Raw genomic sequence first — 13,241 nt, forward strand, 5'->3', positions numbered from 1 at the left:
AAAAAGAGAGTAATCATGAATGTTCATGAAATCCCTGTTCCTCATTTGACTACAGCACATTCTGGACCATTGTTTCATGTGGAAAAAATTGTTTTAAATCAAATAGCAGCAATTGAAGCTTGGTTTAGACACCAATGGAAAGAAACTCCTCCGCCATTAACTTCATCAGTTGATTTGCGGCATGCTGGATTTAAACTGGCGCCTGTAGATACTAATCTATTTCCAGCTGGTTTTAATAATTTGAACCCTGAGTTTCTTCCATTATGTATTCAAGCAGCACAATCAGTATTAATCGATTATGTTCCTGATTGCACCAGAATTTTACTGATTCCTGAAAGTCATACCCGCAATAAGTTTTATTTAAAAAGTCTTAATGTACTACGAACTATTTTTATAAGAGCTGGATTTGTAGTTCGTATCGGCAGTTTAGATCCTGAGCTTAAAGAACCTACAGAAGTCGTTCTTGACAGTGGAGAAGTGCTCTTGTTAGAGCCCATACAACGACAGGGAGATCGAGTAGGTCTGGCTAACTTTAACCCATGTTTTCTCATGCTGAATAATGACCTATCCCAAGGCGTTCCTGAGATTTTGCAAGGAATACAGCAAAAAATAAGGCCTACAGCACAGTTAGGTTGGTTTTCGCGATTAAAATCAAATCATTTTAATTTTTATGATGAGATTGCTACAGAATTTTCCGAGTTAGTAGGTATGGACTCCTGGTTAATCAATCCTTATTTTAGTGCCCTAGAGGGTTTGGATTTTATGGCTCAAGAGGGTATAGATAGGTTAGCAATCGAAGTAGAGAAAATTCTCACTTTAATGAACGATAAATATGCGACATATGGAATTAAAGAGAAGCCATTTGTTGTTATTAAAGCAGATAATGGCACTTATGGCATGAGTGTGATGATGGTGCATGAGGCTGAAGAAGTTCGCCAATTAAATAGAAAACAACGCACTAAAATGTCAGCCAGTAAAGGCGGTCGTAAAGTAGACAGAGTCATTATCCAAGAGGGTGTATATACTTTTGAAACAATGCCAAACGGTGCTGTTGCCGAGCCTGTAGTTTATATGATTGGCCAATTTGTAGTCGGTGGATTTTATAGGGTCCATCAAGAGCGGGGTATTGATGAAAATCTGAATGCGCCAGGTATGCACTTTGAACCTTTAGCTTTTGCACAGGCGTGTAATATGCCTTGTGATGATTTAACTGAATTAGATGAATCCAATCGTTTTTATGTTTATGGGGTAATTGCTCGATTGGCTGCACTTGCTGCAGCAAGGGAAGTTGCAGCTATTGGAGGTGAATAATGAAGCTTGCTGTACTGCTGGATCCGTTACACCAATTGAAACCCTATAAAGATACCACTCTGGCTATGATCAAGAGAGCACAAGAGCTGGGTTGGTCTTGTGTTGTTTTTACTCAAGAAGATTTATTCTGCAGGGAAGGGCGCGCTTTTGCACACGTTTATGATTTAAGCATAGGCGATGTGCAAAGTAAGGATTGGGCGACAATTAAAGGCTTATCTGAAAAACCCTTAGGCGAATTTGACGTCATTTTGATGCGTAAGGATCCTCCTTTTAATACAGAGTATATTTATACTACATATTTTCTGGAGCTCGCAGAACGTGAAGGAGTTCTTGTAGCGAATAAACCACAAAGTTTACGGGATGCAAATGAGAAATTTTTTACTTTAACTTTTCCTCAGTGTTGTCCAGCAACACTTGTTTCGCGAAATATGAAGCAATTAAAATCTTTTTGGGAAGAGCATAAACAAGTTATTTTTAAGCCTATGGAAGGAATGGGAGGAAATTCTGTATTTCTTGTTGAGGAACAAGGGAAAAATTTGGCGGTTATTTTAGAAGTTTTAACTAAAAATCAGACGCAAACCATTATTGCTCAAAAGTACATTCATGAAATAAAACAATTGGGTGATAAACGTATTTTATTAATTAACGGAGAACCTGTTCCTTATGCATTGGCACGTATTCCTGCGGAAGGGGACTTGCGAGGAAATTTGGCGGCAGGTGCGCGAGGTGAAGTGGTACCTATTACAGAAAGAGACCGATGGATTTGCGAGCAAATAGCGCCTACCCTTAAAGCTAAAGGTTTATATTTTGTTGGCATTGATGTGATTGGTGATTATTTAACAGAAATTAATGTGACAAGCCCAACGTGTCTGCGAGAAATAGAAGCAGAAACACAACTCGATATCGCGGGTGATTTTTTACGTTGTCTTGAGAAGATATGCCGAGCCTAATTACCTTACAGCTTCTTCAATGACTCAGTAGGGTCAATATAATCACCGCACACTGTTAATCGTGTGCGTGAACTCACTCCCCAAATTTTAGACATATAGTTTTGCTATTCTTAGTTTGTAAATCTGAGCTTCACCTTGTTTCATTCGGCTTACTTGCTTGTTTTATAGTCTCTTTCTGTGGGGGCAAAATGACCCAAACTACTTGCGTTCGCCAACATTTCAACCCGATAATGTACCGTTTAATGATACACGCATAATAGTTTATAAACGTTCGCTGGGATTCTATTTATGACACTTCTAGATTTGTTAAAAAAAATGTATTTAATCAAAGACGTCATCCAGGGAAGTTTTAATCCCCAGAGTGAACTTTTTTCTTACATACAAAGCTATCAAGACAAAGAGTTAATCTTAGCCTTTTCTACAGAACTCAGATCCTTGTTAGTAAGGACCCATCCGATTTTTGATAGAGATGCGAATAATCGTCTAACAACACGCTTTGCATTATACCTTGAAGCCTTCATGAAATTAACCCAAGGTGATTTAAAGCCGATGCTGACCTATCTTGAGAAACACAACGATGTGATGTCATTTTTATCTAACCATTGGAACATACTTGAAAAACTTTATTATGGATATAAGAGTAAAGGGAAAGATATAATCATACTTGAAGAGTATTCACTTTTATTAGATGAGGATTATAAGGTTATTAGAGTAGAGCTTAAAAAGGAAATTGAACTAAGCAATGAACCCATTAAGAAAGAATTTTTGTATGGCTTTTTTCAAAAAATAAGGGACAATAAAGAGATTTTTTTTGGAAAAAGCCAACAAGAGCGCGAAGAATTTATAGAGATAATGGGCTCTTTTTTCTCTTCTTTCCGTATTTAAAAAGTTATTAATTAACACGAACTTCATAATTACTATTGGATGAAAGTCGAAACAGTTTAGAAAACTTGGGTGCTTGCAACTGAATTTATACGCAGCTCTGGGAAACCAGTCCAACTCTACTCCGCGGTGTGGGCAGAGATGTTATGAAGAGACAGTTAGACAGCCTGGTTGCTTGCAACCAGGAATCTATCTTCATTTTATTCATCTACATAATCATTACCCATTTCTACAGCAGCTTCCTGATCTGCTTTTTTATCATCTACATACAAAGCCCCGGTATCTGGTTGGGCACCGCTGATAAGATGATTACGATATTGTAGGTAGGCATCTCTCATAAAGGCATATTTATCCAAAGCCTCATCCATTATTTGATCAGTATCTAACAGTTGTGCACGTAAATCTACTGCACGTAAAGCAAGCAAACTGTAAACTACTGTATCTTCATTGATGTAAACATATGGGCTGTATAATGCAAATTGAAATAACCATCCTGCTCCATCTCGAAGAGTACTTGGACCTAACAAGGGAAGAACCAGGTAGGGGGAATCTTTATCGCCCCATTTGGCTAATGTAAGCCCTAAATCATTAGAATGAGGGGGTAGGCCAAAAGTTTTGGCTACATCAAATAAGCCGCCCACACCTAAAGAGGAGTTTATAATGAATCGCCAGGAGTCTCGAATTGCCCACTTTCCCTCTGCTTGTAGAAGATCATTTCCTACGGTTGGAATAAGATCTAAATTGTTGTAAAAATTATTTACACTTTTACGAACAGGTGCAGGAAGGACGGTTCGATATACTTTTGCGGAGGGTCTTAAGATTGCGTTGTCTAAGGCGGTATTAAATTTATATACTTTTCGGTTAAAAGGTTCAAAAGGGTCCGTGGGAGTAGTTCCCTTCCAGACACAACCAGTTAAAACGATACTGCTGATAAAACTGATAACTATTGAAATTAATCGCATGATTTTTTTTATTATTTAACTTAATGAAAGATGTTACACGAGTTTGATGTTCTTGCATACAATCATAGTAGCTTGTTGCTTTAAGGCTCCGCTTGAACAGTTAATATTAGAATTTTAATAAAAAAGTCACAGGTCCGTCATTGCACAAATGAACCTGCATATCAGCACCAAAACATCCACTTTGTGTATGAGGATATAACTGAGCGGCTCGCGTCAGGAGATTGTCAAATAATTGTCGACCCTGTTCAGGCGGTGCCGCATTTGAAAAACTGGGACGCAATCCTTTTTGAGTTTCGGCCATTAATGTAAATTGAGGTACTAATAATAAACCACCCTGAACTTCTTTAAGACTTATATTCATTTTACCTTGGCCGTCGCTAAAAATACGATAATTGATGCATTTATCTAACATTTTATTGAGGTTATGCTCTGTATCATCGGGTTCAAATCCACAGAGGACCAAAAGCCCCAGATCTATTTTTCCAACAGTTTCACCCCCAATATCTACGCGGGCGTGTGTTACTCTTTGAATTACAATCAACATGCATCAAGTCCTTGCCTGGAAATTTCTTTACTCGCATAAATTAGGGCATCAATTATCCCCGATTCTCTATCTGAATGTCCTGCATCACGAACTATTCTTAAATTGGATGCTGGAATTGCTTGGTGAAGCTCAAAAGCACCAGCTAGCGGAGAAATTAAATCGAAACGACCATGTACGATGTAAGTCGGGATGTGCCTTATTTTATGCACATTAGCCATTACTTGATTTTCTTCAATGAAAAAATGGTTGTTGATGTAATGGGATTCCAATGTAGCAAGGGCCAGAGCAAAATGTGGGTCACTAAATTGATCAATAACATATAAATGAGGTTGCAAACTACTGCAACGTGCTTCCCACAAGGCCCATGATTTTGCTGCACTCATGCGCGCCAGTTCATTAGAGCCTTGCAGGCAATTGGCATAATATTTGGGAATTTGATCCAGCATGTTTTCAGGAACACTACTAATAAATTCATGCCAATAATCAGGATAAACCAGGTTGGCACCATGCTTGTAAAACCAATCAAAATCTTGTTGTCTTCCTAAAAAAATTTGATGCAGTTGTAGGGCCTTAATTTGTTGAGGGAACTTTTGAGCGTAAAGTAACGCAAGCAAAGAACCCCAGCCGCCGCCAGATAATACAAATTCAGATAATCCTAAAAAATCTCGGATGGCATCAATATCATCCAATAATAAACTGGTGGTATTGTCACCAATTTCCAAATGAGGGGTAGAGCGTCCGCATCCGCGTTGATCAAAAAGTATAATGCGATAATGTTGTGGGTCAAAAAAACGCCTAAGGTAACCATCCCCAGACGAAGCACCTGGGCCCGGATGTAATACTACAACCGGAATCCCCTCTGGATTTCCTGTTTCTTCAAGATAGAGCGTATGCAATTCACTGACTTTTAATTCATGTTGCGCATAAGGTTTAATTGATGGATAGAGCGAGTGCATTTTAGTCCTTTTAGGAAGTTTTGTTTTTTGCATATTGCATTATTTTGCGCTGCGAAGCGCTTGAAAGCAACAAGTATTCACTTTAAAACAAGGTTTATACTTATAGTGAGTATAGCTCTCCAATTCTTCTTTCGCTTGCGAGAGAGTGGGATCTATTAATAGAATACAGCATCTTTTTTTTCCTGGACTTTATTTATGACACTTGCTGCAATTCTTAAAGGATTGAATGAACGACAACGTGAAGCAGTTACTTCTCCACTCGGCAATACGCTGGTCCTCGCTGGGGCAGGGAGTGGTAAAACGAAAGTTTTGGTCAGCCGTATTGCCTGGCTCATTGAAGAAGAACATATTTCACCGCATGGGATTCTTGCAGTAACTTTTACAAACAAGGCTGCTGGTGAAATGAGGGCACGATTAAGCAGTATGTTAAGTGCACCTGTACTGGGATTATGGGTTGGAACTTTTCATGGACTGTGTCATCGTTTGCTCCGTCGACATTATAAAGAAGCTCATTTGCCTGAACTATTTCATATTTTAGATTCTGAAGATCAAGCACGTCTGGTAAAGCGAGTAATTGGTTCATTAAATCTCGACGCGGAGCAATGGCCAGTGAAACAGGCTCAATCCTTTATTAATGGACGCAAGGATGAAGGGATACGACCTCAACACGTACATACGTTGCCTTATGGGCCAGGTAAAACGTTGCTCAACATCTATAGCGCATATGAGCAAGCCTGTCAGACAGCGGGAGTGATTGATTTCGCGGAATTGTTATTGCGGACTCATGAGTTATTGCGCGATAACCCAGAGATTCTTGCCCATTATCGTCAACGTTTTCAAGCAATATTGGTAGATGAGTTTCAGGATACCAATACAATTCAGTATGCATGGATACGTCTTCTTGCTGGTGAGCATGCTGCTGTTTTGGCTGTAGGTGATGATGATCAATCCATTTATGGTTGGCGTGGAGCCAAGGTTGAGAATATTCAGCAATTTGCTAATGATTTTAAAAACACACAAATTATTCGATTGGAACAAAATTATCGTTCAACAGCAACGATACTCGATGCAGCAAATGCATTAATTACGCATAATAATTCACGGATGGGAAAAGACCTGTGGACAAATGGAGCCACTGGAGAAAAAATTCTGCTCTACAGTGCTTTTAATGAGCTTGAGGAAGCGCGCTTTGTCTGCGAACGAATTATGATGGAAATCAGTCAAGGTATAAGTGCTGATGAAATTGCTATTTTATATCGCTCCAATGCTCAATCCAGGGTTTTAGAGGAGGCGTTATTACGTGCTGGCATTGCCTATCGTATTTATGGTGGATTACGTTTCTTTGACCGTGCCGAAGTAAAAGATGCCTTGGCTTATTTACGGTTATTGGTTAATCCCGATGATGATACTGCCTTTGAGCGCATCGTTAATTTCCCCACCCGAGGTATAGGTGAAAAAACGCTTGATGAACTGCGTCATTATGCCAAATCAGAACAGTGCTCTTTATGGCTGGCAGCAAAAAAAGTATTACAATCAGGTGGAATGGCACAACGGGCAGGTTCTGCACTATCAAAATTCATCGAGTTAATCGAACAGTTGCAACATAATACAGCAGCAATGGAATTAGACGAGCAATTATCGGTAGTAATTCAGTTGAGTGGATTGTATGCTCATTTCAGCAAAATCAAAGGGGATAAATCGGAGTCCCGACTGGATAACTTACAAGAATTAATCAATGCTGCAAAACAATTTCGTTATGAGCAAGAGGAGGAAGAAGAAATTCCTTTAGTGAATGCATTCTTGGCACATGCTTCTTTGGAAGCTGGAGAAATGCAGGCGGGAGAACATGAGCGTTACGTACATTTGATGACTTTGCATGCTGCTAAGGGCCTTGAGTTTCCCATTGTATTTTTAGTAGGCATGGAGGAGGGGGTATTTCCAGGAAAGCAGTCTTTAGAAGAGCCTGGGCGTTTGGAGGAAGAGCGTCGTTTATGTTATGTGGGCATGACACGTGCGATGCGCAAACTGGTTTTATCTTATGCTGAAATAAGACGACAATACGGGCGAGAAGAATACCATCGGCCTTCACGGTTTTTAAGGGAACTACCTCAAGAATTACTTGATGAAATTCGCGTCAAGGCGAAATTTCAAGCACCAGTTATATCCCGAAATAAACCCTCCATTGTGCCGGAAACTTCAGGGTTGTCTTTAGGCCAAAGTGTGACTCATGCAAAATTTGGTCAAGGGGTAGTCCTGGCAGTAGAAGGAAGTGGGGCCCATACTCGTGTTCAAGTGAAGTTTAGCGAGCATGGGGTTAAATGGCTTGTTTTAGCTTATGCTAATTTAGCTGTTGAAATGTAGTGAGTTAGTCTGGTGGGCAAATTGGATTTAATTCGATATAATATTGGGTTATGCTTCGCTATATTGCCATTAAGTTAGGAGAAGATAGTTCTTCCTACGTCCCGCGACTTGTTCGCGGGATCCAGCTACAGAGTCAGATTCATGGATTCCGCGAACAATCGCGGAACGTAGGCCGGAGAAATATCCACTTCACTTAATGGCAGCGATGTCCATTATTAACCTTTATAATTCTGCGATACAAAAATTAATGCAATAACACATTAGCTAGGGGCTTTTTACAATCCGCCATTTGGACTCAAGATAGTAGAATTGTAAACAGACCCTATTGAATTTTCTTCAAGCGGATGCTAGGGTGCCGATTGGAAAGTTGTTGGTATTATGTTAACTATTAAAAAAGGGGAACTGTGTGAAATTTACAAATTTATTAACAGTAGGAGCGCTGGCAGCATCTTTAGTATCACCTGCAATTATGGCAGCAGATACCAATAATACAACTCCTATGTCTGATGCACAAAAAAAGGAAATTGAAAAAGTAGTGCACGACTATTTAGTAGCGAATCCAGAAGTGCTTTTGGAAGCGTCACAAGCGCTGCAACAAAAACAACAACAAAATATGCAGCAACAAGCACAATCTGCAATTAAAGAAAATACAGATCAGTTATTCCAAGGAAAAACTACTGTTGTAGGCAATCCTAAAGGTAATGTGACCATAGTAGAGTTTTTTGATTATCAATGCATTCATTGCAAAAAAATGTCACCAATTATTGACAGCCTGATTAAGAAAGACAGTGATTTGCGCGTCATTTATAAAGAGTTCCCCATTTTTGGTAAGAGCTCTGAGTTAGCTTCCAGAGCTGCTTTAGCTGCGGGTATGCAAGGTAAATATCAAGTGATGCATAATGCATTGATATCTATTGACAAACGCTTAAATGATCAAATCGTTATGTCTACTGCTAAGTCTTTAGGCTTGGATATGAAAAAATTTAAGACTGATATGCAAAGCAAGGAAGTAACCGCTATTTTAGACGCAAACCGTGAATTAGCAGAAAAGTTACATCTGATGGGAACTCCAGCATTTATAATTGCCTCAACTCCAAATGGTCAATTTAAAGCGGGTTCTGAGCCATCATTTATACCTGGTGCTGCCAGTGAAGAGTCGCTACAAGAGTTAATTAAGAAAGCAGCAGGTAATTCATAAGTACAGTAGCAACCTGGGTGAAGGTGAGTCCCTAACCCAGGAATATCTCTTCTCTGCAAACAATTCCCGAAGTTCGGGTTTCGGCTTTTACCTAGAATATGTTGAGATCTTCATGACAAAACCATCTACATTTCAGGACATTATTCTCACTCTGCAGCAATATTGGGCTGCTCAAGGATGTGTCATTTTACAACCTTTTGATATGGAGGTTGGCGCGGGTACTTTTCATCCGGCAACCTTCTTGCGAGCAATAGGACCTGAACCTTGGTCGGCTGCTTATGTACAGCCCTCTCGAAGACCTACTGATGGTCGTTATGGGGATAACCCAAATCGTGTACAACATTATTACCAATTTCAGGTAGTACTCAAACCTTCTCCTTTAGATATACAGGATAAATATTTAGATTCATTACGTGCACTCGGAGTGGATCCCTTAGCGGATGATATTCGTTTTGTTGAGGATAATTGGGAGTCACCTACTTTAGGTGCATGGGGTCTAGGATGGGAAGTTTGGCAAAACGGAATGGAAGTATCCCAATTTACCTATTTCCAACAGGCTGGTGGCTTGGCATGTTCACCAGTAACTGGTGAGTTAACTTACGGTTTAGAACGTTTGGCAATGTATATATTAGGAGTGGATAATTTATTTGATCTGCCCTGGAGTAATACAGCCAATGGCATAATAACTTATGGCAACGTATTCCATCAAAATGAAGTGGAGATGTCTGCTTATAACTTTGAGCATGCTAATGTAGAAGAGTTATTTAAACAATTTGATTATTATGAAAGTGAAGCACAAAAACTAATCGCGTTACAATTACCGCTTCCGGCTTATGAAATGGTAATCAAAGCATCACATTCATTTAACTTACTTGATGCGCGCAAAGCGATATCCGTTACCGAAAGACAGCGCTATATTTTACGTGTAAGACATTTATCAAGAGCAGTAGCGCAGGCTTATTACCAGGCGCGTGAGGCTTTGGGCTTCCCGATGCTTAACCAAAAGGTGTGTGATGGTCAATGATTTTATTTTTGAATTGGGTTGTGAAGAATTACCTTCTGGTTCAGTTTGGCCTTTAGCTGATGAATTTGCTAATCAATTATTGGCTTCTTTGGATAAAGCGCAATTAAGCTATGGGCAAGTTAAGCGTTTTGCTACCCCAAGACGTATCGCGATTACTATTTTGGATTTGCAAGAAGAGCAAAAATGCCAGAGTGTTACCCGTCGGGGTCCCGCGTTACCTGCTGCTTACGATAAGGAGGGTAAACCAACACCTGCTTTACTTGGTTTTGCCAAATCATGTGGCGTAGAAGTAGAGCAACTTTCTCGAATCGAAACCGAAAAAGGGGGGTGGATTGTTTATGAAACGCAAAGCCAGGGTAATAAAACCAAAGATTTGTTACCTGTTTTAATTAGTCAATCCCTGGCTGCCTTGCCTATTGCTAAACCCATGCGCTGGGGAGCAGGGGATGAAGAGTTTGCTCGCCCTGTACATTGGGCAGTGATGCTTTACGGTGATAAAGTAATTGAGCATGCTCTTTTAGGAATTAAAAGTGGTCGCACTAGTTGCGGACACCGTTTTCACCATCCACAACACATTGCAATTAACTCAGCACAAAGCTATGAATCCCAAATGAAGGAAGCTTTTGTTATTGCTGATTTCGTAACTCGAAAGCAAATGATTAAAAAGCAAGTTGAGGAATTAGCAGCATCCATTCAGGCTATTGCAATCATGCCTGAAGATTTGCTTGATGAGGTAACTTCAATTGTTGAATGGCCTCAGGCTTTAATGGCTAATTTTGAAAAAGAATTCCTCGAAGTTCCTGCTGAATCATTAATTGCGTCGATGCAATCCCATCAAAAGTGTTTTGCTTTAAAGGATAAACAAGGAAAGTTACTACCCCATTTTATTACGGTTTCGAACATTGCGAGCACCAATCCAAAACAAGTAATTTTAGGGAATGAAAAAGTGATGCGAGCACGTTTAAGTGATGCAGCCTTCTTTTTCCGACAAGATAAAAAACAGCCTTTAAGTCAGCATATTTCAGGTACAGAACAGGTTGTTTTTCAAGCAAAATTAGGAAGTTTACAAGATAAAGCGTTACGAATTGAAGCTCTAATGACTTATTTGAGCCCTGCTATACATTTGAACTTAGAACAGGCACAACGTGCTGCACAGTTGAGTAAATGTGATTTGTTGACAGGAATGGTTGGTGAGTTTCCTGAGTTACAGGGATTAATGGGATATTATTACGCACTCAATGATGGTGAAGATCAAATAGTTGCCCAAGCTTTAAATGAACAATATATGCCACGTTTTGCTGCAGACAGTTTACCGGAATCTGATTTGGGTTTGGCTTTATCTTTAGCAGACCGGATCGATACTTTAGTTGGTATTTTTGGTATAGGCCAAAAACCTTCCGGAGTAAAAGATCCATTTAAATTACGCCGTCATGCTTTAGCTGTTGTCCGTTTACTTAGTGCAACACCAGCACAACTCAATTTAAGTACATTAATTGAGCAAGCAATGATTCATTATGGCACTCCGATATCCGTTGAGCCTAACCTATTGAATGAATTGAAATCTTTTATTCTCGAACGGTTACAATCTCATTACCAAGGCCAAGGATTAAGTATTGATTTGGTACATGCCGTACGAGCTCGCCAAGATGACTGGTTGTATGATCTGGACAAGCGTTTGAGTGCGCTGCAGTTGTTCGTAAAACTCCCTGAAGCAGCTTCTCTTTCTGCTGCATGCAAGCGGGTGAATAATCTGCTTTCTCAAGCAGGAGGACAAACTTTGTCACCTGTTAATGAACAACTTTTTGAGGAAGAACCGGAGAAGTTTTTATATATCCATATCAATCAAATTGCACGCGCGGTAGAACCTTTATATCGTTCTGCTGATTATGGTCCATTACTTAAATTACTTGCCAGCCTTAAAGAACCGGTAGATCTTTTCTTTGATAAAGTAATGGTGATGGTGGAGGACCCAGCAATAAAAGCAAATCGTTTAGCACTTCTCGCTCGATTGCAGGAGCTATTGCAAGGAGTTGCTGATATTTCATTATTGCAGATGGGGTAATTGATGCAGATGTAGCCTGGGTGAAGCGCATGAATCTTCTACACATCGCTGAGAAACTATTCCAGTTCTATTCCGACGTCCCGCGGCTTGTCCGCGGGATCCAGGTGATCTATGCTAAAACACTGAACTCCGTGGACAAGTCGGGGAGCGTAGGCATAGATGAGATCAAGAGAGCAGGTGAAGCGCAGCGGAACCTGGAAAAATACGATTTATTGCCCGGGTTTACTGCGCTCCCCCTAGGCTACAATTCAATAAATCAACTATGATCAATATTTCTGTAGTAGGCTATGAGCACGAGGATCTGCACGATAAAGCACAAGCAATTGCAAAACAATTGAATTTTGTTTTAGAAAAAAATGCAAATCTTTGTCTCTATGTTACTAAAGATAAACTGTCATTAAAAATACCTGGTTTTTCCCCAATTTTTGCTGAATTCAGTGCTGCTTTTTGGAGTAAAAGAAAGTCTGAGGGAAAAAAGCAAGGATTAGTTCGTGCCTGCAAACCCTCTCCGGGGCTTAAAATTATTGATGCAACTGCAGGCTGGGGGCGTGATTCTGCCATTTTAGCCAGTTTTGGTGCTGAAGTATTAATGCTTGAACGTCATCCAGTTATGGCTTTTTTATTATCAGATGCTTTAGTTCGCAGAAATGAGTTAGAGCAACGTCCACTGCATTTGATGCTTCGTGCCGTAGATGCTTATTCCTATTTGAGCTCCTTAGCAGAACAAGACTATCCTGACGTGATTTACATTGATCCCATGCACCCAGAACGTAGTAAATCAGCATTGGTAAAAAAAGAAATGCAAGCGTTACAACAAATAATAGGCGCTGATGAAGACGCACTCGAACTCATTCAATTGGCGATAACTCGGACCAAGCAAAAAGTAGTAGTAAAATGGCCGCAAAAAACAAAACCTTTATTGCCTGCACATGCAGCGGTAGAGGGAAAAACAGTGCGGTTTGATATTTACTTTTCTAAGCCAGGGTAAATT

At 39.9% G+C, this 13,241-nt stretch carries 11 protein-coding genes; 8 read left to right on the forward strand and 3 right to left on the reverse strand.

Annotation, left to right across the window (positions count from 1 at the left end):
• The first annotated feature begins 15 nt into the window (after positions 1-15).
• From gshA to FOLKNPGA_RS06720, 3 genes are all read left to right on the forward strand, one after another.
• Complete coding sequence (gene gshA, locus FOLKNPGA_RS06710) at positions 16-1,311, forward strand: glutamate--cysteine ligase (RefSeq protein WP_182352281.1); 1,296 nt, start codon at positions 16-18, stop codon at positions 1,309-1,311.
• Entirely contained in the window at positions 1,311-2,261 is a 951-nt protein-coding gene (gene gshB / locus FOLKNPGA_RS06715) for a glutathione synthase (protein ID WP_182352283.1), read from the forward strand. The genes gshA and gshB overlap by 1 nt, the downstream gene beginning before the upstream one ends.
• Before the next feature lie 288 nt (positions 2,262-2,549).
• Entirely contained in the window at positions 2,550-3,146 is a 597-nt protein-coding gene (locus FOLKNPGA_RS06720; RefSeq protein WP_182352285.1) for a hypothetical protein, read from the forward strand.
• A gap of 197 nt (positions 3,147-3,343) precedes the next feature.
• Here FOLKNPGA_RS06720 and FOLKNPGA_RS06725 read toward each other — a convergent pair whose 3' ends face one another.
• The 3 genes from FOLKNPGA_RS06725 to pip all read right to left on the reverse strand — a co-directional run bounded on the left by FOLKNPGA_RS06725 (position 3,344) and on the right by pip (position 5,605).
• Entirely contained in the window at positions 3,344-4,105 is a 762-nt protein-coding gene (locus FOLKNPGA_RS06725; protein ID WP_182352286.1) for a VacJ family lipoprotein, read from the reverse strand.
• A gap of 106 nt (positions 4,106-4,211) precedes the next feature.
• On the reverse strand, positions 4,212-4,649 hold the full coding sequence (dtd, locus tag FOLKNPGA_RS06730) for a D-aminoacyl-tRNA deacylase (RefSeq protein WP_182352288.1): 438 nt from the start codon (positions 4,647-4,649) through the stop codon (positions 4,212-4,214).
• Entirely contained in the window at positions 4,643-5,605 is a 963-nt protein-coding gene (gene pip / locus FOLKNPGA_RS06735; RefSeq protein ID WP_182352290.1) for a prolyl aminopeptidase, read from the reverse strand. The genes dtd and pip overlap by 7 nt, the downstream gene beginning before the upstream one ends.
• A gap of 195 nt (positions 5,606-5,800) precedes the next feature.
• Between pip and uvrD the strand changes: the two genes are divergently transcribed.
• From uvrD to FOLKNPGA_RS06760, 5 genes are all read left to right on the forward strand, one after another.
• Positions 5,801-7,966, forward strand: a complete 2,166-nt coding sequence (uvrD, locus tag FOLKNPGA_RS06740; RefSeq protein ID WP_182352292.1) for a DNA helicase II — start codon at positions 5,801-5,803, stop codon at positions 7,964-7,966.
• Between the two features lie 406 nt (positions 7,967-8,372).
• Entirely contained in the window at positions 8,373-9,164 is a 792-nt protein-coding gene (locus FOLKNPGA_RS06745) for a DsbA family protein (RefSeq protein ID WP_182352293.1), read from the forward strand.
• Positions 9,165-9,276: 112 nt separating this feature from the next.
• Positions 9,277-10,188: a glycine--tRNA ligase subunit alpha gene (gene glyQ / locus FOLKNPGA_RS06750; RefSeq protein ID WP_182352295.1), complete on the forward strand. Its 912-nt coding sequence runs from the start codon at positions 9,277-9,279 to the stop codon at positions 10,186-10,188.
• On the forward strand, positions 10,178-12,250 hold the full coding sequence (gene glyS / locus FOLKNPGA_RS06755; RefSeq protein WP_182352296.1) for a glycine--tRNA ligase subunit beta: 2,073 nt from the start codon (positions 10,178-10,180) through the stop codon (positions 12,248-12,250). The genes glyQ and glyS overlap by 11 nt, the downstream gene beginning before the upstream one ends.
• 262 nt (positions 12,251-12,512) lie before the next feature.
• Complete coding sequence (locus FOLKNPGA_RS06760; protein WP_182352298.1) at positions 12,513-13,238, forward strand: class I SAM-dependent methyltransferase; 726 nt, start codon at positions 12,513-12,515, stop codon at positions 13,236-13,238.
• The last annotated feature ends 3 nt before the right edge of the window (positions 13,239-13,241 follow it).

Source organism: Legionella sp. PC1000, from assembly GCF_014109805.1.
Lineage (GTDB): Bacteria > Pseudomonadota > Gammaproteobacteria > Legionellales > Legionellaceae > Legionella > Legionella resiliens.

Coding starts and splice junctions, on each gene's coding strand:
- gshA (WP_182352281.1), top strand. CDS start 16: ATGAATGTTCATGAAATCCCTGTTCCTCATTTGACTACAGCACATTCT.
- gshB (WP_182352283.1), top strand. CDS start 1,311: ATGAAGCTTGCTGTACTGCTGGATCCGTTACACCAATTGAAACCCTAT.
- FOLKNPGA_RS06720 (WP_182352285.1), top strand. CDS start 2,550: ATGACACTTCTAGATTTGTTAAAAAAAATGTATTTAATCAAAGACGTC.
- FOLKNPGA_RS06725 (WP_182352286.1), bottom strand. CDS start 4,105: ATGCGATTAATTTCAATAGTTATCAGTTTTATCAGCAGTATCGTTTTA.
- dtd (WP_182352288.1), bottom strand. CDS start 4,649: ATGTTGATTGTAATTCAAAGAGTAACACACGCCCGCGTAGATATTGGG.
- pip (WP_182352290.1), bottom strand. CDS start 5,605: ATGCACTCGCTCTATCCATCAATTAAACCTTATGCGCAACATGAATTA.
- uvrD (WP_182352292.1), top strand. CDS start 5,801: ATGACACTTGCTGCAATTCTTAAAGGATTGAATGAACGACAACGTGAA.
- glyQ (WP_182352295.1), top strand. CDS start 9,277: ATGACAAAACCATCTACATTTCAGGACATTATTCTCACTCTGCAGCAA.
- glyS (WP_182352296.1), top strand. CDS start 10,178: ATGGTCAATGATTTTATTTTTGAATTGGGTTGTGAAGAATTACCTTCT.
- FOLKNPGA_RS06760 (WP_182352298.1), top strand. CDS start 12,513: ATGATCAATATTTCTGTAGTAGGCTATGAGCACGAGGATCTGCACGAT.